The 23383-nt window shown below is 70.1% G+C and carries 22 protein-coding genes; 12 read left to right on the top strand and 10 right to left on the bottom strand.

Annotated features, from left to right (window positions below; translation table 11 throughout):
• Positions 1-102 precede the first annotated feature (102 nt).
• Both AB0M87_RS15810 and AB0M87_RS15805 read right to left on the bottom strand, forming a co-directional pair.
• Positions 103-1443, bottom strand: a complete 1341-nt coding sequence (locus tag AB0M87_RS15810; protein WP_365853056.1) for an SWF or SNF family helicase — start codon at positions 1441-1443, stop codon at positions 103-105.
• Positions 1440-4310, bottom strand: a complete 2871-nt coding sequence (locus tag AB0M87_RS15805) for a DEAD/DEAH box helicase (RefSeq protein ID WP_365853054.1) — start codon at positions 4308-4310, stop codon at positions 1440-1442. Before AB0M87_RS15805 ends, AB0M87_RS15810 begins: the two co-directional genes overlap by 4 nt.
• Before the next feature lie 246 nt (positions 4311-4556).
• On the opposite strand from AB0M87_RS15805, the gene AB0M87_RS15800 reads away from it, so the two are divergent.
• The 3 genes from AB0M87_RS15800 (at position 4557) to AB0M87_RS15790 (ending at position 6549) form a co-directional block, all read left to right on the top strand.
• Positions 4557-5627, top strand: coding sequence for an acyl-CoA desaturase (locus tag AB0M87_RS15800; protein WP_365853052.1), 1071 nt, complete (start codon positions 4557-4559; stop codon positions 5625-5627).
• A 117-nt stretch (positions 5628-5744) separates the two neighbouring features.
• A complete protein-coding gene (locus AB0M87_RS15795; protein ID WP_365853050.1) occupies positions 5745-5927 on the top strand; it encodes a hypothetical protein in 183 nt (60 codons plus the stop codon).
• 76 nt (positions 5928-6003) lie between these two features.
• Positions 6004-6549 carry an MOSC domain-containing protein gene (locus AB0M87_RS15790; RefSeq protein ID WP_365853048.1) on the top strand — a complete coding sequence of 182 codons (546 nt, stop codon included), beginning with the start codon at positions 6004-6006 and terminating at the stop codon, positions 6547-6549.
• 112 nt (positions 6550-6661) lie between these two features.
• Here AB0M87_RS15790 and AB0M87_RS15785 read toward each other — a convergent pair whose 3' ends face one another.
• The 4 genes from AB0M87_RS15785 to AB0M87_RS15770 all read right to left on the bottom strand — a co-directional run bounded on the left by AB0M87_RS15785 (position 6662) and on the right by AB0M87_RS15770 (position 10147).
• Positions 6662-7450, bottom strand: a complete 789-nt coding sequence (locus tag AB0M87_RS15785; RefSeq protein WP_365853427.1) for a hypothetical protein — start codon at positions 7448-7450, stop codon at positions 6662-6664.
• Between the two features lie 92 nt (positions 7451-7542).
• Positions 7543-7833 carry a hypothetical protein gene (locus AB0M87_RS15780; protein ID WP_365853046.1) on the bottom strand — a complete coding sequence of 97 codons (291 nt, stop codon included), beginning with the start codon at positions 7831-7833 and terminating at the stop codon, positions 7543-7545.
• A 91-nt stretch (positions 7834-7924) separates the two neighbouring features.
• Entirely contained in the window at positions 7925-8527 is a 603-nt protein-coding gene (locus tag AB0M87_RS15775) for a methyltransferase domain-containing protein (RefSeq protein ID WP_365853044.1), read from the bottom strand.
• 33 nt (positions 8528-8560) lie between these two features.
• Positions 8561-10147: a molybdopterin-dependent oxidoreductase gene (locus tag AB0M87_RS15770; RefSeq protein WP_365853042.1), complete on the bottom strand. Its 1587-nt coding sequence runs from the start codon at positions 10145-10147 to the stop codon at positions 8561-8563.
• Between the two features lie 211 nt (positions 10148-10358).
• On the opposite strand from AB0M87_RS15770, the gene AB0M87_RS15765 reads away from it, so the two are divergent.
• From AB0M87_RS15765 to AB0M87_RS15745, 5 genes are all read left to right on the top strand, one after another.
• Positions 10359-10772 carry a roadblock/LC7 domain-containing protein gene (locus AB0M87_RS15765; protein ID WP_365853040.1) on the top strand — a complete coding sequence of 138 codons (414 nt, stop codon included), beginning with the start codon at positions 10359-10361 and terminating at the stop codon, positions 10770-10772.
• A gap of 89 nt (positions 10773-10861) precedes the next feature.
• Positions 10862-11602, top strand: coding sequence for a Clp protease N-terminal domain-containing protein (locus AB0M87_RS15760; RefSeq protein ID WP_365853038.1), 741 nt, complete (start codon positions 10862-10864; stop codon positions 11600-11602).
• Positions 11603-11718: 116 nt separating this feature from the next.
• On the top strand, positions 11719-12945 hold the full coding sequence (locus tag AB0M87_RS15755; protein WP_365853036.1) for a hypothetical protein: 1227 nt from the start codon (positions 11719-11721) through the stop codon (positions 12943-12945).
• Between the two features lie 318 nt (positions 12946-13263).
• Entirely contained in the window at positions 13264-15105 is a 1842-nt protein-coding gene (asnB, locus tag AB0M87_RS15750; RefSeq protein ID WP_365853034.1) for an asparagine synthase (glutamine-hydrolyzing), read from the top strand.
• 228 nt (positions 15106-15333) lie between these two features.
• Entirely contained in the window at positions 15334-15897 is a 564-nt protein-coding gene (locus tag AB0M87_RS15745; protein WP_365853032.1) for an ATP-binding protein, read from the top strand.
• 107 nt (positions 15898-16004) lie between these two features.
• On the opposite strand, the gene AB0M87_RS15740 is transcribed toward AB0M87_RS15745, so the two are convergent.
• A complete protein-coding gene (locus tag AB0M87_RS15740) occupies positions 16005-16439 on the bottom strand; it encodes an SRPBCC family protein (RefSeq protein WP_365853030.1) in 435 nt (144 codons plus the stop codon).
• A gap of 115 nt (positions 16440-16554) precedes the next feature.
• Positions 16555-17562 carry a PRC and DUF2382 domain-containing protein gene (locus AB0M87_RS15735; RefSeq protein ID WP_365853028.1) on the bottom strand — a complete coding sequence of 336 codons (1008 nt, stop codon included), beginning with the start codon at positions 17560-17562 and terminating at the stop codon, positions 16555-16557.
• A 306-nt stretch (positions 17563-17868) separates the two neighbouring features.
• Between AB0M87_RS15735 and AB0M87_RS15730 the strand changes: the two genes are divergently transcribed.
• From AB0M87_RS15730 to AB0M87_RS15720, 3 genes are all read left to right on the top strand, one after another.
• Positions 17869-18567, top strand: a complete 699-nt coding sequence (locus AB0M87_RS15730) for a YoaK family protein (RefSeq protein WP_365853026.1) — start codon at positions 17869-17871, stop codon at positions 18565-18567.
• An 89-nt stretch (positions 18568-18656) separates the two neighbouring features.
• Complete coding sequence (locus AB0M87_RS15725) at positions 18657-19307, top strand: DUF6629 family protein (RefSeq protein ID WP_365853024.1); 651 nt, start codon at positions 18657-18659, stop codon at positions 19305-19307.
• 34 nt (positions 19308-19341) lie between these two features.
• Positions 19342-19542 carry an antitoxin gene (locus tag AB0M87_RS15720; protein ID WP_365853022.1) on the top strand — a complete coding sequence of 67 codons (201 nt, stop codon included), beginning with the start codon at positions 19342-19344 and terminating at the stop codon, positions 19540-19542.
• A gap of 133 nt (positions 19543-19675) precedes the next feature.
• Here AB0M87_RS15720 and AB0M87_RS15715 read toward each other — a convergent pair whose 3' ends face one another.
• Positions 19676-20452 carry an MgtC/SapB family protein gene (locus AB0M87_RS15715; protein ID WP_365853020.1) on the bottom strand — a complete coding sequence of 259 codons (777 nt, stop codon included), beginning with the start codon at positions 20450-20452 and terminating at the stop codon, positions 19676-19678.
• A 197-nt stretch (positions 20453-20649) separates the two neighbouring features.
• Here AB0M87_RS15715 and AB0M87_RS15710 point away from each other — a divergent pair, with 197 nt between their 5' ends.
• On the top strand, positions 20650-21534 hold the full coding sequence (locus AB0M87_RS15710) for a glycoside hydrolase family 19 protein (RefSeq protein ID WP_365853018.1): 885 nt from the start codon (positions 20650-20652) through the stop codon (positions 21532-21534).
• Positions 21535-21609: 75 nt separating this feature from the next.
• On the opposite strand, the gene AB0M87_RS15705 is transcribed toward AB0M87_RS15710, so the two are convergent.
• Entirely contained in the window at positions 21610-23148 is a 1539-nt protein-coding gene (locus tag AB0M87_RS15705) for a DEAD/DEAH box helicase (protein WP_365853016.1), read from the bottom strand.
• Between the last annotated feature and the right edge of the window lie 235 nt (positions 23149-23383).

Here is a 23383-nt window from a genome sequence, read left to right as displayed (position 1 = left end):
CGTCCTGGCGTGCTCCTGGATAGTAATTTGTTAAGTGCCATGACGAAATACCGGGGGGCGGACCGGGTGCAGGCGGACGTGTGCCATCGGGCGGTGCGGCGCTCACCCCTCGTCGTTCACCACGGCCAGAGCGGCAGCCGGATCATGATCCCCGGGCCCGACGGGTGTCCAGCGGCCGCGGTCCTTGCGGTACGGCCACCAGCGACCGTCCCGTCCATACCGCAGTTGCGCCTCCGCGCCCGCCACGGTCCAGCGATCGCGCTCCCCCTCCAGACCGGGGCGGACGCCGTCCTCCCAGGCCTGCTCGAGCTGGGCGCGGGCTCGGGCGAGCGCCTCCGTCCCCGGCGTCCACCGCTCCTCCAGCACGGCCAGCGCGGCCGCGCCACCGCACTGCCAGGCCCGCACCGCGAGCGCCAGTGCGGCCGGGTCGCGGCCCGATCCCTCGGCGAGCCGGGCCGTGATCCGTCCCTCGGGGGCAGTGGCGGCCAGCCGTACCGCGTCCTGCCCCGGCGTCAGGCCCGCTTCCACCGGCCGGTGTTCGTGATCCGGTTCCACCGCTTCGGCGAGCAGGGCACAGGCCCGGGCGATGGCATCCGCGGCGAGGAACTCCAGCGCGGCGGGGTCGATGCCGGGCGGCGGCCCCGACGCGGTGTCGAGCGACGGTGGCCGGCCGGGCCCGTCGGGCGGCGCGGGGAGAGGCGGCAGGGGCGGCAGCAGACTCAGGGCGGCGAATGCCTCATCGGCACGTACCCCCTCCTGCACGGTCTCCTGCCGGCTGCCGTGCGCTGCTGTGCCATCAGACGGTGTGCCGTCAGCCGGTGTGCGGTCCGCCGGTGTGCCGTGTGCTTCGGGTCCGGGCCGCGCCGCCCGGGACATGCTGCGCGCCTGGAGTTCGCCGAGGATCTCCCGCTCGCCGCGTCCCCGCATCAGCAGCAGCACAAAGGGGTCCTGGTCCAGCAGACGGGCCACCTGGTAGCAGAGAGCCGCCGTGTGCGGGCAGTGGTCCCAGGAGTCACAGGAGCACTCCGGCTCCAGATCCCCTATGCCGGGGAGCAGGTCAACACCGGCCGCAGCCGCGTCCTCCACCAGATGGGGCGGCATCTCCCGGTCCAGCAGTGCCGCGATGTGGCCCGACCTGTCCACGGCCATGTCGAGGAAACTGTCCCATTCCTGGTCGCTCAGCTGCTGCAACAGCACATCGCTGCGGCAGCGGGAGGAGTCGGGGTCCTGCACCACGGCCGTGATCCGTCCCGGTCGTACCGATACCGCGCCGACCGCTCCCTTCCGGGCGTACGTCCGCCCCTTCCTGAGCTGCGCACCGTCGAGAGCGGTGTCCTCCAGCGCCTTCAGCCAGGCCCGGCCCCACCAGCTCTGCGCGAAGCCCCGGCCGCCCGCGGGGCCCGGCGGTGCGAAGGTGCGCTCGTGTCCGTCCGCAGCGTTCATCGCCCACTCCCTCGCAGTTTCACCAGATCCGCCAGCTCTTCGTCGGTCAGTTCGCTCAGCGCCGCCTCACCGGAGCCCAGGACCGCGTTCGCGAGCTCCTGTTTGCGGTCGAGCATCTCGGCGATCCGGTCCTCGATGGTTCCCTCGGCGATGAGCCGGTGCACTTGTACGGTTCTGGTCTGCCCGATGCGGTAGGCCCGGTCGGTGGCCTGCGCCTCGACAGCCGGGTTCCACCAGCGGTCGTAGTGCACGACGTGGGCTGCGCCGGTCAGGTTGAGCCCGGTGCCCGCTGCCTTCAACGACAGCAGGAAGACGGGGACCTCGCCCGCCTGGAACCGGTCCACCATCTCCTGGCGCCGGGCGATCGGCGTGCCGCCGTGCAGGAAAAGGGTGGGTACCGCGCGAGCCGCCAGATGCTTCTCGATGAGCCGCGCCATCTGCACGTACTGGGTGAACACCAGCACACCCGCGCCCTCGGCGAGGATGGTGTCCAGCAACTCGTCCAGCAGCTCCAGCTTGCCCGAACGCCCCTCGATGCGCGGCGACTCCTCCTTGAGGTACTGCGCGGGGTGATTGCAGATCTGCTTCAGCGTGGTGAGCAGCTTCGCCACCAGTCCGCGCCGGGCGAAGCCGTCGGTTCCCGAGATCTCCGCCAGGGTCTCCCGAACCACCGCCTCGTACAGGCCGGTCTGCTCCCCGGTGAGGGAGACCACCAGGTCGGTCTCCGTCTTGGGCGGGAGTTCCGGCGCGATCCCCGGGTCGGATTTGCGTCGGCGCAGCAGGAACGGGGCGACGAGCCGCGACAGCCGCTCGGCAGCGGCCGGGTCCGCTCCGCCCTCGATGGTGCGGGCGTAGTGCCTGCGGAAGTGGCCCAGCCGGCCCAGCAGCCCCGGGGTGGTCCAGTCGAGGATCGCCCACAGTTCGGAGAGGTTGTTCTCCACCGGAGTCCCCGTCAGCGCGACACGCGCCTGCGCGTCGATCGTCCGTAGCTGCCTGGCCGTCGCGGAGTACGGATTCTTCACGTGCTGCGCCTCGTCGGCGACGACCAGACCCCAACGCGTCCCGCGCAGCCCTTCGGTGTCCAGCCGCATCGTGCCGTATGTGGTGAGGACGAACTCCCCGTCGGCCAGGTCCGCCAGCTTCCGGGACGTCCCGTGGAAACGGCGTACTGCCTTACCCGGCGCGAACTTCTCGATCTCCCGCTGCCAGTTGCCCATCAGCGAGGCCGGACAGACGACCAGGGTGGGGCCCGCCGACGCCTCGTCGGTCTGCCGGTGCAGATGCAGCGCGATCAGCGTGATGGTCTTGCCGAGGCCCATGTCGTCGGCCAGGCAGCCGCCGAGCCCCAGCGAGGTCATCCGGTGCAGCCAGTTCAGGCCGCGCAGCTGGTAGTCGCGCAGCGACGCGGCGAGCGCGGCCGGCTGTCCGACCACCTGCCCGACGGCGCCTTCCGGGTCGGCCAGCCGGTCGCGCAACTGCGCGAGCCAGCCGGTGGCGGTGACATCGACCCGGTGACCGTCGACCTCGGTACTGCCGGCCAGGGCGGCGCTGAGCGCGTCGAGCGGGGTGACCTTGCGGTCCTGAGCGTCGCGGGCGCGCCTGGCCTCGGCCGGGTCGATCAGCACCCATTGATCACGCAGGCGTACCACCGGTCTGCCGGCTTCGGCGAGTCGGTCGAGTTCGCTCCGGCTCAGTCGGCGATCACCCAGCGCGAACGACCAGTTGAACGACAGCAGCGCATCGGCGGAGAGGACGGACGGCGCGGCGGAGGACAGCCTGTCGGCCGGACCGGGCCGGTCGGAATCCGATGCGGCCGGACCGATGACGGCTCGCGACGTCAGTGTCCCGGCCTGTTCCCGCGGCCAGTGCACGTGCACCCCGCAGGCGGCGAGGGCCGGGGCGGCCTCGCCGAGCAGTTCGGTGATGTCCTCGTCGGCCAGCTCGACGGCGTCCGGCACGGCGGCCGACAGTAGGGGAGCCAGCGGGGCCCAGGCGCCTGCGGCCCGGCGCATGGCGAGCAGTGCATCCATCCGGGCACGCGGCCCGAACCCGGCCGCTTCGCCGGACCATACCGCCGCGGCGTCGGCGACCAGGGACGGGTCGCCGACGCTGTGCAGTTGCAGGACCGCCCGGAAGCCGGGCCCCGTTTCGGGCTCGGTGCCGCTGACTTCCGCCTTCCGGTGGAGCAGTTCCACCCGAAGTGAGATCCGTACACCTTCGTCCTGCGCCGCGGCGATGTCGGCCGCCCAGGACCGCTGTTCGGACACCGGCTGGGGTGTGTCCGCGGTGAAGGCGGCGCCGCCGGCCGCGAAGGGCGCCGCGGGTGTACGGGGCAGTCCGTCGGCGACCGCGTCGAGGAAGTCACGTACCAGTCGCTCGGGTTGGGGCAGCAGGACCGGGTCCCGTGTCGGGTCCAGCGGTGCGGCGTGTGCCTCCGGCGGCATGGCGGCGGCCAGTTCGCGCACCCGTGCCAGGTCGGCTGCCGAGAGCGGGCCGAGCCGCCAGATGTCGTGGCCCGCGGCGCTCACACCGGGCAGCAACCGCCCGCGGGCGGCGAGTTGAAGCGCGAGTACGGCGGCCGCGCCCCAGAACGCAGCGGCAGCCGACGACTGAGCGGAGGCGCGGGCGCGGGTGAGGACGGGCAGGGCTTGCTGTACGGTCAGCACCATCGCCCGTACGGAGTACGGCCGGGTGTCACCGCCGACGACGATCAGCTCCTCGAGGGAGCCGTGGTTCGGGGGTTCGCTGTCATCGGGGTGCCAGAAGGCGACCCGGCCGGCACGGGCCGGGTCCGCAGCCAGAAACACCGCGGAGCAGCGGGAGAGCGGGGCGATCTCGGAGAGCGTTGCCGTGGGATGTCCGTGCACAGCGATAGCGCATTCCTCAAATTTGACTACTGTGGGCCGGGATCGCCGAGGGTACCTCACCGGAGATGCCCGGCGAACGACACCACCATGAGACTCGGCGGGGCCGACTGAGGGTGGAGGCAGCACCACCCCTGCGGCAGGGGGCTTTCCCCCTCCCTGTACGGGTGATGGCGCCATGGCTCCGCAGGGTCACGAAGCCCTACGTTTCATGAGGTCAGCGCATGGGCCAACAGACCGGAGACCGACATGCCGTACACCGCCGCGCTGCTCGTTCAACCCGAGCAGAAGACGGGCAGTGACTTCGCCCCCCTGCTGAGGACGGTGAAGGCGCACGGGCTCCTCGCGCGGCGCACCGGCTGGTACGGCCTCAGCATGACCACCAATCTGCTGGCGCTCGCCGCGACGGTGGCCGGCATGGTCCTCACCGGTGACTCCTGGTGGACCCTGGCGCTCGCGGTACCGCTGGCGGTGCTCTGGTCGCGCACCGCGTTCTTCGGCCATGACGCCGGACACGCGCAGATATCCGGCGACCGCAGGGTGAGCAGGGCGGTCGGGCTGTTCCACAGCAACCTGTTGCTCGGGATGAGCTACGGCTGGTGGAACGACAAGCACAACCGGCACCACGCAAATCCGAACCACGTCGACAAGGACCCCGATGTCGGGGTCGGCGTCATGGTCTGGACGCAGAACCAGGCGGCGGAGCGCGAAGGTCTGGCCCGCTGGCTCACCCGCAACCAGGCGCGGCTGTTCTTCCCATTGCTGCTGCTCGAAGGCATCGCCCTGAAGGTCTACGGATTCCGCACGGTGCTCGCCAAGGACGACGAGTCCCGTCAGCCCGCCGGCGAACGGGCGGTCGAGGGAATCCTGCTGTTCACGCACCTGGCTGCGTACACCACGCTGCTCCTCATGGTGATGTCCCCGGGCAAGGCGGTCGTGTTCGCCCTGGTGCACCACGCGCTCTTCGGCCTGCACCTCGGAATGACCTTCGCTCCCAACCACAAGGGCATGGAGATGCCCGACCCCGACGGCGAGCGCTGGGGACACCTTCAGCGACAGGTGCTGACCTCGCGGAACGTGCACGGCGGAGTGATCACCGACTGGCTGCTCGGCGGCCTGAACTACCAGATCGAGCACCACCTCTTCCCCAGCATGCCGCGTCCCCACCTGCGCCGCGCCCAGGCGCTGGTGAGAGAGCACTGCGAGGCACTGGGCATGCCGTATGCGCAGACCTCGCTGATCGACTCCTACCGGCAGGCGCTCACGCACATGCATCAGGTCGGTGAGCCGCTGCGCGCCGCGAGTACGGTGTCCGGATAGGTCCTGTCGTTCCGGGCCCGGCAAAGATCGGCTGGACAGGACCTGGCGGAACCGCGAGTCGCAGCCGTGCGTTCCTGTAGTCAGAGAGTGGCAGTAGCCACTGAGGAGGCGTCGAAGATGTCCAAGCCCGCAATGATCGCCGTCGGAGGCGTGGTCGCCGGCGTCATCCTGATTCCCCTGATCGGCTTCTTCCCGGCCCTGCTGGTGCTGATCGGAGTGCCCGTCGTGGCGTATCTGCTGCTGGACTCCGGCCAGCGCCGGAGGCTGCGCAGGATCACCCGCAAGGAGATCGGCCGCTGACCGCCGCTCCCCGACCCCCTCGGATCGCGCCGGGTTATCGTCGGGGAACGATCACCGGCACGACGAGGGGGCTCCCATGGCGGACAGCAGGGTCACGACGGTCAGCAGCAACGGCGCATACTCCTTCACCAAGCCGAACCGCGAGAGCATCACCCTGCGGGTGGGTCTGGGTGTGGAGGGCGACGTCCATGCGGGCGTCACGGTGAAGCACCGTTCGCGGATGGCGAAGGACCCCACACAGCCCAATCTCCGTCAGGTGCACCTGATGCACGAAGAGCTCTTCGAGGAGACACGCGGCGAGGGCTTCGACCTGGCACCGGGTCAACTCGGTGAGAACGTCACGACCAGGGGGATCGACCTGCTCGGACTGCCTACGGGGACGCTGCTCCGCCTCGGCGACAGCGCCGTGGTGAAGGTCACCGGTCTCCGCAACCCCTGCCTGCAGATCGACAACTTCCAGCAGGGACTGCTCAAGCAGATGGTCGGGCGCGACGACGCCGGCACCCTCGTCCGCAAGGCCGGGATCATGAGTGTGGTGGTGGCAGGCGGTGTGGTACGGCCGGGTGACCCGATCGTGGCCGAACTGCCGGACGGGCCGCACCGGGCCCTCGAAGTCGTCTGACCGGCCGGCCGCTCGGCGCCCGGTCCCGCTCCTCCGGCCCGGCCCTGCTCCTCCGGCCCGGCCCTGCTCCTCCGGCCCGGTCCCGCTCCTCCGGCCCGGTCCTGCTCCCCGCTCAGGCGGGCCGTACGGCCAGCGTGTCCAGCGCCTTCAGCAGTCCGGGCAGCTCCGGCCCGCGCCCGACCGGCACCACTTCGCCCGGCCGGTCGTCGAGCAGTACAAAGGCGATGTCGTCCGTCCTGGCGACCAAGGACCACCCGGGCCCCTCGGCGCGCAGGGTGCGGGCCCCGTCGGGTGCGAAGGAGGACCGTATGCGTCCGGGCGGTGGCGGCGAGTCCACATAGCAGAGCAGTTCTTCGATGACACGCCGGGCCGGTCCTGACGGCTTGCCTCCGGAGTCCGCCGGCGCGCTGAAGCTCTCCGCGCCGCCGAGCTGTTCGCGCCAGGCAGCCCACTGCGAGGCGATCTCATCGGCGCCGAGCCGCCGCTGGGCGGGGCCCCAGGCGTCGGTGTCGGGCGGCGCGAGCGGTGGTCGGCCGCCCTCGGTGCGGGGATCGTGCGGCGCGGGCAGTCCCGGCGCCGCGACGGCCACCGCGAGCGGCCAGCCCGGCAGCGAGACGACGATGGAGCGGTCGTCCGGTGAGAGGTCGTACTCCATACCGCAGTCCCACGACGCGATGGCGACCGCGACCAGCGACACATCGTCGATGACCACCGTCCACCGCGCGCCGGTCCCGTCCTGCCCGAGCACGACGCCGTACCCGTCCGGGTACGGCGCGAGGCCGAGCGCCTCGCACGCCGACGGGTAGTCGTCGCCGAGCACGCTCGGAAACTGAGCTGGGGTCAGCAATACCGCAGTCAGCACATAGAGTGCATCGTCGTCGGCATCGTCCGTCCCGGTCACGGCCGCCTCCTGGTTGATCAGTCGTCGGCGCACCATAACCAGTGGGTAACCCCGGCGTCGAGTGCGGGGCCCGGAAACCACCACCGGAGAGGTCAAACCGTCGGCAGCCCGAGGAGCTCGCGGGCCACCGCCTGCGGGCTTTCGCCGCGTTCGCGAGCCAGGGCGATGACGGCCCGGCAGGCCAGTTCGCTGACGCCGAACGACAGAGCTTCCGGCGACACCCATCGCACGGCCTGGTCCATCCGGTCGAAATCGTCCTCAGCGGACGCCGACACATAGGCCGCCGCCGCCTCGAATATGTTGTGCTGTCGGCGCGACTGCTCGCCCAACGGAGGGGAGCCGTCCGGATCGACGGCGAAGAATCTTCTGAGTCTGGTCAACAACTGGACCACCTTCTCCGGGCAACGAGTCGAACCGGCCCTCACTCCCTGGTTCTTCCCGAGTGGGCCCCGCCTCATAGCGCGGGGCCCCAACTCAGTCCCGGCGGACGGCCAGCGCAAGAAACCGCTCGGGTTCATCGACGTAACGGCTCAGCCGCCAGCCCGTGGCAGTCAGCAGTCGCCGCAATCGGGACGGGGCGCGCTGATCGTCAGCGGTGAGCGTGCGGCCCTGCCGGGCGGCGAGCGCGGCTCTCCCGATCGGGTGGAACAGCGCCAGCACACCGGCCGGCTTGACCACCCTGGCCAGTTCTCGGAGATTCGCATCGGGGTCGGGCAGATGGGCGATGAGCCCCGACGCGAACACGGCGTCCAGCGACTGGCCGAGTACCGGGAGCCGCGCCACGTCGGCCAGCAGCAGTTGCGCGTCGTGTTGTCGCCCGGCGCGCACCGCGGCCTCCAGCATCGCGGGGGTCAGATCGGCCCCGATGACCCAGCCCGCCGTCGCCACTGCCGCACGCAGCGGACGCAGCGCCCGCCCCGTACCGCAGCCGGCGTCGAGAACGGCATCGCCGGGGCGCAGCCCCAGCTCGGCGACGGCAGCGGCGAACGCCGGTCCGTCGTCGGGGAAGCGCACATCCCAGCCCGCCGCCCGCGCGCCGAAGAATGCCTGGACATCTCTTCTGTTTGCGTCGGTCATCCAAGGATGATCCCAGCAACAGGCCGAGCCCCGTCAGCCCGCCGTGACGAACACCGAGTGCCGGCCGCTCGCTCCGTTCGGGATGGTGTCGGTGCGTTTCTCGGTCTGGAGCCGACCGGTGCGGTCGGTGGCGCGGACGGTGAGTGTGTGAGGGCCCGATGTGGGCTTCCAGGGCAGCGACCACTGGCGCCAGGTGTCGGTGGTGTCCTCGGCGGCGAGATCCGCCCGCTGCCACGCGCCGTCGTCCACCCGGACCTCGACCTTGTCGATACCGCGCTGCTGTGCCCAGGCGACCCCAGCGATCATGATCGTGACACCGGTCGTGGGACGGGCGAAGGGTTTGGGCGTGTCGATGCGCGACTCCGTCTTGACCGGCGCCTTCTTGGACCAGTCATGCTTCACCCAGTACGGGTCGTAGCTGTCGAACGTGGTGAGCTCGATGTCCTGGATCCACTTGCAGGCGGAGACGTATCCGTACAGCCCCGGCACCAGCATCCGGACCGGGAAGCCATGGACGAAGGGCAGCGGCGAGCCGTTCATGCCGAGTGCGAGCATCGCGTCGCGGCCGTCCATGATGTCCTCGACCGGGGTGCCGATCGTCATGCCGTCCACCGAGCGGGCCACCAACTGGTCGGCGGGTCCGCCTTTCGACGGCGGCCGCACGCCGGCTTCCTCGAGCAGATCCGCGAGGCGTACGCCGATCCAGCGGGCGTTTCCGATGTATGGACCACCGACTTCGTTCGACACACAGGTCAGGGTGATGTCCCGCTCGATGAGGTCGCGGTGCAGCAAATCCTGGAAATCCACGGTGACCGGGCGGCTGACGCCCTTCCCGTGGATACGAAGGTGCCAGGTGCCCGCATCGACCCGGGGCACGACCAGAGCGGTATCGACACGGTAGAAGTCGCCGTTGGGCGTGAAGAAGGGACTGACGCCGGGAACCCGGAGCTGTGCGCCCTTCGGAACAGGGGCAGCAGGGGACGCGGGTTTCGGCAGTCTCACCTCGGCCCGTGATGCGCCGGCGTCGTTCGCACGCGAGTTGTTCAGCGCTCTGCCCAGCGCTCCCGCGCCGGTGGACGCCGCAGCCGCGGCAGTCGCCGCGACGATGAAACCGCGGCGATCCCAGCGGTCCTCCCGCACATCGGCGCCGGCCGTGGCCGATGACCCTGCGGCCACCAGGCGCCCGGCCAGCCAGTACAGCAGCGCGGCTCCCACCAGCGCGCCGACCACCGAAGGCAGCGCGTCGGAGATGCCGGTGGAGTCGGGACGCCCGGTCGCGGCCACACCGCCGACCACACCGAACAGCAGCACCCCGACCGCGCCCGCCGTCCGGTGGTGCAGCGCCAGCAGACCCAGAACGATCGCCAGCACCGCCAGTACAGCCAGAATGCCCAGCTGCAGCACGAGTTTGTCGTGGGTCCCGAAGTGTCGGATCGCATAATCCTTGAGCGCCGGGGGAGTGCGGTCGATCGCCGCGCCGCCCACCGCGATCACCGGTCCGGCTTCGGGACGCACCGCGGCCGAGACCAATTCCGCGACGGCGAGCGCCGCGTACCCTGCGAGCAGTCCGGCCAGCGCGGCCAGCGGCGGCCGGATCCATTTTCTCGGTGTGGTCGTCACGCACTGGTCTTCGGCACGGAAGCTTCGAAGGATTGGTCCCGGGCGGCGAATGCGCCGAAGAACGACCCGTTCGGCCCGCTGTCGGCAGGTCGGTCGGCCGGTGTTCTGCGCCGGTGCGAGGAAGCGCGTCTCCTTGCCCACGGGCCGGCATTGGTGGAGGCTGGCGCACATCGCGGGGTCAGCGGAACGAGTGATCGGGGAGGGCCGGAACATGGCGCTGGGTAAGGGACTCGACTGGCTGCTGGACGATCTGACGACCCGGGTCGAGCACGTCCGGCATGCGCTCGTACTGTCCAACGATGGCCTGGTGACCGGTGCGAGTCAGGAGCTGATACGCGAGGACGCGGAGCATCTGGCGGCCGTCTCCTCGGGTCTGCACAGCCTTGCCAAGGGGTCGGGGCTGCATTTCGGGGCGGGTGCCGTCCGGCAGACGATGGTCGAGTTCGACGAGGGAGTCCTCTTCGTCACCGCGGCAGGGGAGGGAAGCTGCCTGTGCGTGCTGGGCGCCGCCGAGGCGGACATCGGCCAGGTCGCGTATGAGAGGACGCTGCTCGTCAACCGGGTCGGTGAGCACCTGGCAGTCTCCGCGAGACGGCCGGAGGGCTCCCCGGCCGCGCCCTGGTAGCGATGGCCGGGGACCGAGCGGTACGAGGCGACGCTTCCGAGTGACAACCTTCGGTTGACAGTTCGCGCGTGTCAACTTAAGGTTGACACATGGTGAATCCAGTACCGCTGACGCCCCAGATCCGTCTCGACGATCTGATCGAAGCCATCAAGAAGGTCCACACCGATGAGCTGGAGCAGCTGACCGACGCCGTCCTGGCCGCAGACCACCTCGGCGAAGTGGCGGATCATCTGATCGGTCACTTCGTGGACCAGGCGAGGCGCTCCGGCGCCTCCTGGACAGACATCGGCAAGAGCATGGGGGTCACCAGGCAGGCCGCCCAGAAGCGATTCGTACCCAAGGCCCCCACCGAGGGTGCCGACCTCGACCCGGCCCAGGGGTTCAGCCGCTTCACCGCACGGGCACGCAACGTCGTGACGGCGGCGCACAACGAGGCCCACGCAGCCGGAAACACGGAGATCGGCCCCGCACATCTGACGCTGGGCCTGCTGAGCGAGCCCGAGGGGCTCGCCGCGTTCGCGATCCTCGCCCAAGGCGTCCAACTCGACGCGGTCCGTGGGGCGGTGGTCCAAGGGCTCCCCGCGGCTGCGCAGGAGGTACCTGAGCTGATCCCCTACAACGCGTCCGCGCGAAAGGCTCTGGAACTGACCTTGCGGGAGGCTCTGCGGCTCGGACACAACTACATCGGGACCGAGCACATCCTGCTCGCCCTGCTGGAACTCGAGGACGGAGCGGGCGTCCTGGCCGGACTCGGCATCGACAAGGCAGCCGTCGAAACCGCCGTCACCGACGCCCTCGCCACCGTGGTGGCCGCCCGCAAGCAGGGATGACGCCGCTCCGCCCCGCGCTTCACCGGACCGGCCGGTGTGCGCCTCCAGCGGTGCACCGGTAACCGGAGGCACCGGCTGCGTCACTGACCGCGCCCCGTACCGGATACGGTGCTGCTGTGGTGATCGACGGGGACGACAAGACACCGGGGACCGCGCTGCTGCTGGCGGTGGCCCCGGCGGGCAGGGGTCGGCTGACGGACGCGACCTCCGTACTGGCGCCGCTCGCGGCGGTGCCCCCGAGCGCGCTCACCGGTACCGCGACGGCGACCGTGGTCGAACTCGCCGATCCGCTGGAGCCGCAGACCGTACTGACCCGGCTCCGCGCGGTCGCGGCCACGCCGGGTCCGCTGCGTCTTTATCTCGCGGGCCAACTGCAACTCGACCGCAGGCAACGATTGGTGCACCTCGCGCTCGCCCGTACGACTCCGGCCACCGTGCGCTACGACGGCCTGCCGTGGCACTGGCTGGCCGGCGAACTGAGCGCCCGCAGTCCGGGCACCACGACGGTGGTCGTCGACCTGGTCGCGGATGCCGAGACCTGGCAGCACCTTTCCGGTGCAGGGCTCGGTCTCGGTCCCGGAGTCCCGATGTTCGGGCGCCTGGCCCCGCCGCCCGCGCGCCGGGCGACTGCCACCCCCGCCTATCTGAAGGCCATGGCCGAGATCTGGCGCAGCGGCGCGAGGCCCCAGATGGACCAGTTGCACGAAATGGCCGCGGCGCGGAGCGGATCCGAAGGCGCCCGGCTCTTCACCGCGGGCCCCACGGGGGCGCGTGCGGAGCAACATGAACGGACACCGCAGCACGAACCGGCGGCGCACCGCGAATCGGCGGCGCAGGGTGAACCGGTGACGCGGCGCGAACGGGCGCCCATTCCCGGGCAGTCCGACCGCCGCTCCGCGCCCGCCGAAGCAGCTGCCCCCGCCCCGGATCCGCATCCGGCGATACTCTCGGCCGCCCATGCGGGACGGCACACGGAAGCCGCTGCTGCGGCCGCCGCCTGGGAGAGCGAGGCTCTGCGCGCCCATGGGCCGGGTTCGGCGCAGGCGCTGCACTGGCTGGAGGTGCGGGCTGATCTGGCGCATCTGGCCCAGGACCCAGGCCGTAGCTGCGAGTTGTGGATGATGGCGGCAGGCGCGCGCCTGCAGGGCCGGCCGAGCGCGGACGACCCCGAGGTCGAGGCGGCCGTGGACCGGGCCCACCACGAATGGCAGCAGATCACCGACGTCGCACGGGCCCGCACGCTCGCCCCGGACCTGCTCGAACTGCGCCGTCGAGTGCCGGGCCGCCAGCGCGGCGCGCTGCAACTCCTGCAACAACGGCTCGAGCGGCTCCGGGTCCCCTGACTCGGCTGATTGGTCAAGTTTTTGCCTGTGGCCTGATCATGCCGCTCCGCCGCGCCCGCGGGTCGGCATGATCAGGCCATGACCGGTGGTCCCGTATCGGGTGCGCCGTGCCGGTCGCCGCCGAGCGGCCGAAACACCCAGGTTGCGGCCGTGAGACCCATCGGGGACGCGTTGACTCGACCCGGTCGGATGATTCAGGCTCGCCATATAGGTGCTGACTACAACGATCGTGGTCGGGCGTATCGTTCGCCCGCGACATGCGCGGCTTCCCGCAGGGCGTCGGCGCGTCGGCCTGCGATCGGAAACAGGAGGAAACACATGTGTGGCATCACCGGCTGGGTCTCCTACGACCGTGACATCCGCGGGGAAACCGCGACGCTGGACGCGATGACGGAGACGATGGCCTGCCGCGGTCCCGACGACCGCGGCACCTGGATCAGCGGCCCCGTGGGACTCGGCCACCGCCGCCTGGCCATCATCGACCTGCCGGGCGGGCGTCAGCCGATGGAGCTTCAGACACCACAGGGCACGCTCGCCGTCGTCTACTCGGGGGAGACGTACAACTTCACCGAACTGCGCCGTGAACTCACCGGCCGAGGCCACCGTTTCACCACCGAATCCGACACCGAGGTCGTACTGCACGGCTACCTGGAGTGGGGCGAAGCTGTCGCCGAACGACTCAACGGCATGTACGCCTTCGCGGTCTGGGACGGACGCAGCCAGAAGCTGGTGATGATCCGCGACCGCATGGGCATCAAGCCCTTCTACTACTACCCGACCCCGGACGGAGTGCTGTTCGGCTCGGAGCCGAAGGCCATCCTCGCGAATCCGCTGGCCCGCGCCCGGGTCGGACTCGACGGACTGCGCGAGCTCTTCGCCTTCGTCAAGACGCCCGGCCATGCCTTCTGGGAGGGCATGCACGAGGTCGAACCGGGCACCGTCGTGACGGTCGACCACGGCGGGCTGCGTCACCATGTCTACTGGTCGTTGGAGACCCGGCCGCACCCCGACGACCGGGACACCTCGATCGCCAGGGTGCGTGAACTCCTCGAGGACATCGTCGAGCGCCAACTGGTCTCCGACGTGCCGCGCTGCACTCTGCTCTCCGGTGGTCTGGACTCGTCCGCCATGACCGCGCTGGCCGCGCGCAAGCTCGCCGAATCCGGTGAGACGGTCCGCAGCTTCGCGGTCGACTTCGTGGGCCAGGCGGAGAACTTCGTTGCCGACGAACTGCGTCCCACCCCCGACACCCCGTTCGTGCACGACGTCGCATCGGCTGCGGGTACCGACCACCGGGACATCGTCCTCGACTCGAACGCGCTGGCCGACCCGGCCGTGCGGGCCAAGATGATCACCGCGCGGGACATGCCCATGGGATTCGGTGACATGGACGCCTCGCTGTATCTGCTCTTCCGCGCGATCCGGGAACAGTCGACCGTCGCGCTCTCCGGCGAGTCGGCCGACGAGGTCTTCGGCGGCTATCTGCAGTTCTTCGACGAGGAAGCCAGGAACGCCGACATGTTTCCGTGGCTGGTGCGTTTCACCCGGCACTTCGGTGACGACGCCGACGTGCTGCGCCCGGAACTGAGCACCGCTCTGAACCTGCCGGCGTTCCTCGCGGACAGCTACGCCGACGCGGTCAGTGGCATCGTTCGGCTCGCCGGGGAGAGCGACTTCGAGTACCGGATGCGGAAGATCTGCCATCTGCACCTGACCCGTTTCGTCCGGGTGCTGCTCGACCGCAAGGACCGGGCGAGCATGGCGGTCGGCCTCGAGGTGCGGGTGCCGTTCTGCGACCACCGGCTGGTCGAGTACGTGTACAACGCTCCGTGGTCGCTGAAGTCCTTCGACGGCCGGGAGAAGAGCCTGCTGCGGGAGGCGACGGCAGACGTGCTGCCGAAGTCGGTGTACGACCGGGTGAAGAGCCCTTACCCGTCCACCCAGGACCCCAAGTACGCGATCGCCCTCCAGGAGCACGCCCAGGACCTGCTCGCCAAACCGTCCCACCCGGTCTTCGAGCTCGTTGACCGGGCCAGGGTGCGCAGCGCAGCCGAACGCGAGCTACCACAGATCACCCAGGCTTCGCGCCGCGGTCTGGAGCGCACCCTGGACCTGGCGCTCTGGCTGGACCTCTACGCGCCGGAGCTGATCCTCTCCTGAACGCGGTGGCGGTGGGTGGCCGAAATGGCGGCCGCCCACCGTCACCCGGTCCGCGAAAGCCCAGGTGGAGGGGCGACGGCGGCCGCGCGTTGCGAATTCACCCGCGTGGGGGGACGCTTGTTCCAGTCAAAGTGTGTTCACCCGATTACTTTCGGTGTCCTCGGGGCTGTCATATCAGACGAGGTGAGGTCGGCCCAGCGCCGCTCACCCTGATGAGGAGACGCAGTCGTGATCACTGAAGTTCATCGCGAGTACGTACTGGACTTGGAAGCAACTCCCACCCGAGTGCCGCAGGTCCGGCGTATCGTCGCAGCGCACCTTCGCCACTGGCAGCTGGAAGAGCTGATCCAGCCCGTCAGTCTGGGCGTGTGTGAGCTTCTCACCAACGTCCATCTGCACGCGGGTGAGGACAAGCACTGCACTCTGGAACTGCGCTGGACCGGCCGGAACCTGACCGCGGCCGTGCTGGACGCCTGTCCGAGGTTGCCCCGGCTGCGGTGTGCGAGCCCGCTCGTCACCACCGGCCGCGGGCTGCCCATGGTGGCCACCCTCAGTGACAGCTGGGGCACCCAGGCCACCGCGGACGGCAAGGTCGTGTGGTTCACCCTTCGCGCGCAGGCCGGCACCGGCCGGCCGCGCGTTCTCCGTACCCCGAAGCCGTTCGTCGCCACCGCTGCCCGTGCGGCCGCGGAGGCCGAGAAGCCCGCGCTGCCCCAACGGCGCACCGAAGACGCGCAGTTCGCAGCAGAGGACGTGCACTTCGCCGAACTCGTGGAGGCAGGCAGGTCCTAGCGTGCTCCTATGGTCCGTGGCTCCCGCCGCCGAACCCGCGCCCCTTCCCACCGTGCCCTGCGCAGGCCTGTCGAGCCGCGCAGGGCACGCGTGGTGGTGCGGGGCGGTCAGCCGCGCAGCAGATCGGTCATGACCCGCCCGAACATCAGCCGTCCCGCCCCGGCAGTGAGGCCGTCGAAGAACCGGGGCAGCCAGATGATCCGCAGTTCCTCGCGCCATACGACGCGACAGCCCGAGGCGGCCGGACGCACTTCGATCTCAGCCCAGCCCCGCACCACGCGGCCGCGCTTCTCCAGACGGCACACGCCCGGCCGGCCGGGCCGGGGCGGCTCCCAGCGCGTGACCTCCATCAGGTCGTCGAACCCCACCGGACCGAGCCCGGTGCGTGCCACGAACCGGACACCCACCCCAGTGGCCCCGGGGTTGATGACGGTGATCCTGGTCAGCGGGACCGGGGCGGCGTGCAGCTCCCACCGGGTGAGCCGGCGCCACGCCTCGGGCGCAGACAGCACGGCGGAGCGTTCGACATGGAAGAGAGCCACAGGATGACCTTAGAGGCACTCACCGGCGAGGGCGGCGTGTCTCCCGGTGGAGACACACCGCCCTCGTTCTGCCGGTGGGCCGAAGCGCCGCGAGGTGCTGTCCGGGGCCGTGTCGTCAGCGGCCGGGACCGGGGCCCTTCTTCCGGTCGCGCAGCTCCTCGCGCAGACCGTCGTCGTACTCGATCTGCTCCTTGCGGAGATCGGCAGAGACCTCCTGCTGCTCGGTGACCTTCTGGGTCTCCATGTGCACACGCTCGACGGCCACCGCCTCCTTGCGAATGACGGGTTCTTCGGCGTGCAGCACCACTTCGGTCTCGGCCTCTCCGATGCGCGCACGTTCCGCAGCGGTACGGTCCCCGTCCTTGATCGGTTCGCGCACCAGACGCACTTCTTCGTGGCTGACCGGAACGGTGGTGGTGACGTTCTCGGTGACGACGACCTTGCGCAGGTGCGCCCTGCCCGACTCGTGCTCCTCGGTGCCGACCCGCAGTTGCTCCTCGGAGCGTATGAGTTCTTCCTGGGTGGCTGCCTTCCCGGTCATGTCCTGGGCGCCACGGGTGCCCGCCCCGGCTCCGACGGGTGTACCGGCTCCCGCGCCGACGGCCGCTCCGGACCCCGCTGTCGTTCCGGTGCCCGCAGCGCCGCCGTACATGCCGCCGGTTCCGGTGGTCCGGTCGCCGCCGCGCATGCCGGTTTCGTCCATGCCGGTCGTCGTGTCACGGGTGCCTGCGGTGTCTGCTGCCTTGCCGTGCATCGGCTGGCTGGGACGCCTGTCACCGACGCCGGGGGCGCCACTGGGACGACCTGGCCGGCTGAGCCCGTAGTGCTCGTAGAGTTCCTGTTCCTGCGGGAGGTCGAGGTGCTGTTCCGCCTCCAGGCGCGGGGCGCCCTTGACGAGTTCCTTGGCGTGCGGGATGTGCAGGGCATCGCCCTCACGCCGGGCACCTTCGAGGGGGACGAAGGTTTCCTTGGTGCCGAACAGGCCGGTCTTGACCGTGGCCCACTCGGGGGTACCGCTCTGGTCGTCGAGGTAGACCTGCTCGACGCCGCCGATCTTTTCCCCGGCGACGTCATAGACCGTCAGGCCGGTCAGCTCATCGGGGCTACGGAAGTCGGCTGCCATCAGTGATCACTCCCTTGTGCGTGGTCCGGCAGGGGGGTCGGGGTGGCCCCCGCCCGGGGAATCGCGCGTTCTTCCATCGGGTGCTCGATCTCGCCTCCCGGCAACCAAGGGCTGGCTCGGTCGGCTGCCGCATGGCACCAGGAGGGCGCTCATGCCCCCTGTTCACCCATCTTGCGCCGTTATGTGCTGCTTACGCCATTCGGGCGGATATCGGGGGTTTCAGGGTGACTGCGCCACCCGGACGAACGCCGCCTGTGGCGTTGTGCTGTCCGCTGCCGGCGGCGAGCATGGGCTCGGAGGCTGATCTTGACCAGCACACGTACAGCACGGCTTTCGCGCGCCACGGCACTGGCTCTGCTCGCAGCTGCCTCGGGGTCGGTGGACGCGCTGGCCTTCATCGCGCTGGGGCACGTCTTCGCCGGGGTGATGACCGGCAACCTGGTCCTGCTTGCGATCGCTCTCGGCAGCCGCTCCCCGGGGGATGCCGGGTTCCCCCTGGTGGCCCTCGCGGGGTTCTCGATCGCCGTAATCGCCGCGGGACGGATCTGCCGCGTGGGCAAGGCGGCCGACGGCGCTGCCGGGTCCGGCGGGAGGGCCGGTCCGGGCAAGTGGTCAGGGAGCGTGTATGCCTGCCTCGCCGCCGACACTGTCGTGCTCGCCGGTGTCGGGGTGGCCTGGGCGGCGGTCGAAGGGCATCCGGACGGCGTCGGACGCGCCGTCCTGATCGCTGTGCTGGCCCTGGCGATGGGGCTGCAGACCGGCGCGATGCTCGCCGCCGGCCCGCAGGGCGCGCCGACGACATATTTCACCAGCACCCTGAGCAATCTGCTGACGTCTCCGTCGGGCAGTGGCCTCGCTGTTTTCCGGCTCGCCGCGCTGATGGTGGGCGCAGTCGGGGCGGCGGCGCTGCACACCTGGATGCCGGCCTGGGCCGCCTGTCCGCCCCCGGTCCTGACGGCTCTGGCGGTGGCGGCCGCCCTGGTGGCGGAACGGCGTCGGCGATGAGCGGTCAGATGCCGGTCCGGTGCCCCGCCGGTTCCCACGGCAGGCCCCGGGGCAGGCGCGACACTGTTGGTCCGGTCCCAGGAGGCGCCATGTGCTGGAGTGCGACAGCCGACCTCGCGGCGGGCGCCGGAATCGCCGCGATCGGGATCACCTGCCTGCTGCCGGTGCGCCGGGCCGGAGACCTGCCGCTGGCGGCGCTTCCCTTGCTTCTGGGCGTCCATCAGATCATCGAGTCGGCCGTCTGGCGTTCCGCGGGTGGCAGTGGCCCGGCCGTCACGGCCTGGGCCGTGATCGCGCTGCCGCTGCTCGCGGTGTGGGTGCCGCTCGGCGTGCTGGTCGCCGCCCCGCCGGCCGCCAGGCGCCGCCTCAGGTGGCCCGCTGCGGCGGGGCTCGCCGTCGCAGCGGTCCTTGCGGGTTGCCTGGCCGACAGGCCGGTCACCGCCGAAGTGCGGGGTCACACTGTCGGCTATGCGATTCATGTGCCATTTCCGTATGTGCTGGTCGCGGGCTATCTCTTCGCCACCGTCGGCTCGCTGCTGCTCGCCGGAGACCCCCTGTTGCGGTTGTGCGGAGCGGTGATGGCGTCCGGCGCCGTGATCTGCTTTCTGCTCTGGCGCCTCGAGTTCGCTTCCACCTGGTGTGCGTTCGCGGCTGTTTCCGCGGTGCTGATGCTGCGCTGGGTGCGGCGGGAGTCGCGGGGACCGGGCGCGTCCGGATGCGAAGCGAGTGAAGTGCGGTGACCCTGGAGGAGTGGGGGAAAGAGGAGGCTGACCCATGTCCATGATGGACAAGCTGAAGCAGATGATGAAGGGCCACGAGGACCAGACCGGAAAGGGCGTCGACAAGGCGGGTGATCTTGCCGACGAGAGGACCCAGGGCAAGTACACCAGCCAGGTCGACACCGCTCAGGACCAGCTGAAGAACCGGATCGACTCGGAGCGGGACGAGGGGCCGGGCGGCCCCACCCAGCCCTGACTGTGCCCGATAGGGCAGCAGTACGTGTGACGCGCGCCAACCTGGTGTGACGGCGACCGACGCCGGGTGGTGGAGCCCCATCGCGGGCTCCACCACCCGGCGTCACTGCGTCCGCGCGCCACCCGGCATCGGATCAGTCGGCGAGTTCACCCTTGAGGGACGAGACACTCAGTACATCGTCGAATTCGGAAAGCTCCGCGACGAGTCGATGGACGTCGGCGGTGCCCTCGATATCCAGCTGGACGAAGACGGTGCCGGCCGCAACCGTGTCATCCTCGTCGCTCCGGTGCGCGCTGTCCGGCGGCGATTTCCCGTCCGGGCGGTCCACCCTGACCTGCAGTACCTGGAAACCCTCGGTGGTGGTGTGTTCCAGGATCCGGGTCAGCACGCTGGTGCCGATCCGGTAGGCGAGGTGCAGCCTGGTCTGCTCGGCCGTCGCGATGGCGGGGATCCGCCGGGTCACCCAGGGGTAGCCCTGCGCCACCACGAAGTGCACCAGAGTGACCCCGATGGCCAGCAGCGGCAGGCCGCCACCGCAAGCCATGCCGATGGCACAGGTGAGCCAGACCGTAGCCGCGGTGGTCAGCCCCCGTACGGCGTCCCGGCGTACGAAGATGAGGCCGCCGCCGATGAAACCGATGCCGGAGACCACTTGCGCGGCGACCCGTGACGGGTCGAAGGAGACATTGTCGAGGCCGAGAACACCGTTGAAGCCGTGCTGCGACACCTCCATGAACAGGGCACTGCCGACGCCGACCAGGGTGTGTGTGCGCAGCCCCGCGCTCTTCTGCTTGGTCGCGCGTTCCGCCCCGATCAGCGTGGACAGCAGCAGCGCCAAGCCGAGTTCGGCGAACTGACGTACTCCTTGACCCGCGCCGGGATGGAACAGAGGCAGAGCGAAAGGGTGCAAGCGGGCCTCCCAACCTCGGACACACCATACCGAGCCTCATCCTGGCCGGTATTGACCCGGACGCGCCACCGGAGCACTCCCTCGTGCATCAGTGTGTGGTCTAGACCTTGACAGGTCCAGACCAGGGGCGCTTAAGTGCCTGCACCCCCACAGGCGGCCATCATCATGCCGATGCGCCGCTACGAAGGAGTGATCACGTGTCACGACGCATCATGGCTCTGCTCACCGCTCTGGCGGCGGCTCTCGGGCTCGCCGTCTTCCTGCCGATGGCATCGGCCTCGGCGGCGACCTGTGCCACCGCCTGGAATTCCTCCTCCGTGTACACCGGCGGCCTGGTGGCCTCGTACAACGGGCACAACTGGTCCGCGAAATGGTGGACCCAGAACGAGAGGCCCGGCTCCTCGGACGTCTGGGCGGACCAGGGGACCTGCGGCGGCGGCAGCACCGAGCCGCCGACAAGCTCCGGTTTCGTGGTCAGCGAGGCCCAGTTCAATCAGATGTTCCCGAACCGGAATTCCTTCTACACCTACAGCGGACTGACCGCGGCGCTGAGTGCCTACCCCGCCTTCGCCACCACCGGAAGCGACACGGTCAAGAAGCAGGAAGCGGCCGCGTTCCTGGCCAACGTCAGTCATGAGACCGGCGGGCTCGTCTATGTCGTCGAGCAGAACACCGCCAACTACCCGCACTACTGCGACACGTCCCAGCCCTACGGATGCCCGGCCGGCACGGCCGCCTACTACGGACGCGGACCGATACAGCTCAGCTGGAACTTCAACTACAAGGCCGCCGGGGACGCCCTCGGCATCGACCTGCTCGACCATCCCGGTCTGGTGCAGACCGACTCTGCGGTGGCCTGGAAGACCGGACTCTGGTACTGGAACACCCAGACCGGCCCCGGCACGATGACCCCGCACAACGCCATGGTCAACGGCGCCGGATTCGGGCAAACCATCCGCAGCATCAACGGCAGCATCGAGTGTGATGGCGGCAACCCCGCCCAGGTGCAGAGCCGGATCGACAACTACCAGCGTTTCGTGCAGATCCTGGGGACCACCGCCGGCTCGAACCTGAGCTGCTGACGCGGCCGGTGCCGGCGTCATGATAAGGGCGGGCGGGGAGCCGCAAGAAGCTCCCTGCCCGCCCTATGCGAACGGTCAGGCGACGTCCCTGAACGAGGACCGCTGCGGCGGGTTGCCCGAGCGCCCCCGCGAGGAACCGGAGGCACGACGGGCCTGCGCCGGACCGCTGCGCCGGCCCCGGGCCGACGCGGAGCTGCCCTTGGCCCGCTCGGTGACCGGTGACGAGATGGTCACCGGCACGCCGGAAGGAGCCTGGGCGCCGGTGATCCGGCTCAACTCGGCCTCTCCGGAGCGCACCTGCGCGATACGGGGAGTGATCCCGGCATCGGCCATCAGCCGGCTCATCTCGCGCCGCTGATTCGGCAGTACGAGGGTCACCACGCTCCCGGACTCACCGGCGCGCGCGGTGCGTCCGCCCCGGTGCAGATAGTCCTTGTGGTCACTCGGCGGGTCGACGTTCACCACCAGGTCGAGGTTGTCGATATGGATTCCGCGGGCCGCCACGTTGGTGGCCACCAGAACCGTGACATGACCGGTCTTGAACTGGGCGAGCGTCCGGGTGCGCTGGGGCTGGGACTTGCCGCCGTGCAGTGCGGCGGCTCGTACACCGCTGCTGAGCAGGTGCTTGGTGAGCTGGTCGACGGCGTGCTTGGTGTCCAGGAACATCAGCACCCGGCCGTCCCGCGCGGCGATTTCCGTGGTGGTCGCGTACTTGTCGGCCCCGTGGACGTGCAGGACGTGATGCTCCATCGTGGTGACCGCACCTGCCGAGGGGTCGACGGAGTGGACCACCGGATCGTGCAGATAGCGGCGGACCAGCAGATCGACGTTGCGGTCCAGCGTGGCCGAGAAGAGCATCCGCTGACCGTCCGGGCGCACCTGGTCGAGGAGCTCGGTGACCTGCGGCATGAACCCCATGTCGGCCATCTGATCGGCCTCGTCGAGGACCGTGATGGCCACCCGGTCCAGGCGGCAGTCCCCACGCTCGATGAGGTCCTTGAGCCGCCCCGGGGTCGCCACGACGATCTCGGCGCCGCCCCGCAGCGCACTGGCCTGCCTGCCGATCGACATGCCACCGACCACGGTGGCCAGCCGGAGCCGTAGCGTCCTGGCGTACGGGGTGAGTGCGTCGGTGACCTGCTGGGCCAGTTCCCGGGTGGGGACCAGTACAAGCGCCAGCGGCCGGCGGGCCTGTGCGCGCTGTCCGGACGTACGGGTGAGCACCGCCAAACCGAAGGCGAGGGTCTTGCCCGATCCGGTGCGGCCACGGCCCAGCACGTCGCGGCCGGCCAGCGAATTCGGCAAGGTGGCCGACTGGATCGGGAACGGCTCGTTCATGCCGAGGCCGGTAAGCGTCGTCAGCAGCTCGGCGGGCAGTTCCATCTCGGCGAAGCTCGCCGCCGGGGGCAACCCGGGGGTGAGGGTGACCGGCAGTGCGAACTCGCCCTGTTGAGCGGCGGGCCGGCGGCCACGGCCGCCGGTACGGCTCGGGCCTCCCGAACGGCTGGGCGCACCCGAGCGGTTCTGCCCCTGCGAGCGGAAACCGCCCCGGCCGGCGCCGGTGCCGGTACGGGTCCGTGAATAACGATCGTTCGTGCGCGCTGTGCGGTCCATACGGAACCTCCTCGATGTGGCACGTATCGAGGAATTCTCGGCAGCGTGGACAGGGCCGAAGAATCGCAAGAACGAGCCGAAGCAAAATGAAATACAGGCCGGGCATTTCTGCGGAAGCGCCGGGCCGTACACATCGAAATGGCCAGCATCGCCTGCCGTGCAGAGGCGGCTGAAATGCTGGCTTGTGATTCGGATGCCTTCCGCGGCCTCAAGGGCGACCGGAGGCGATCCGGGG

This window comes from Streptomyces sp. NPDC051320, assembly GCF_040682175.1.
Lineage (GTDB): Bacteria > Actinomycetota > Actinomycetes > Streptomycetales > Streptomycetaceae > Streptomyces.
Note: the sequence above shows the minus strand (reverse complement) of the source record. Positions and strands in the feature narration are given on the sequence as shown.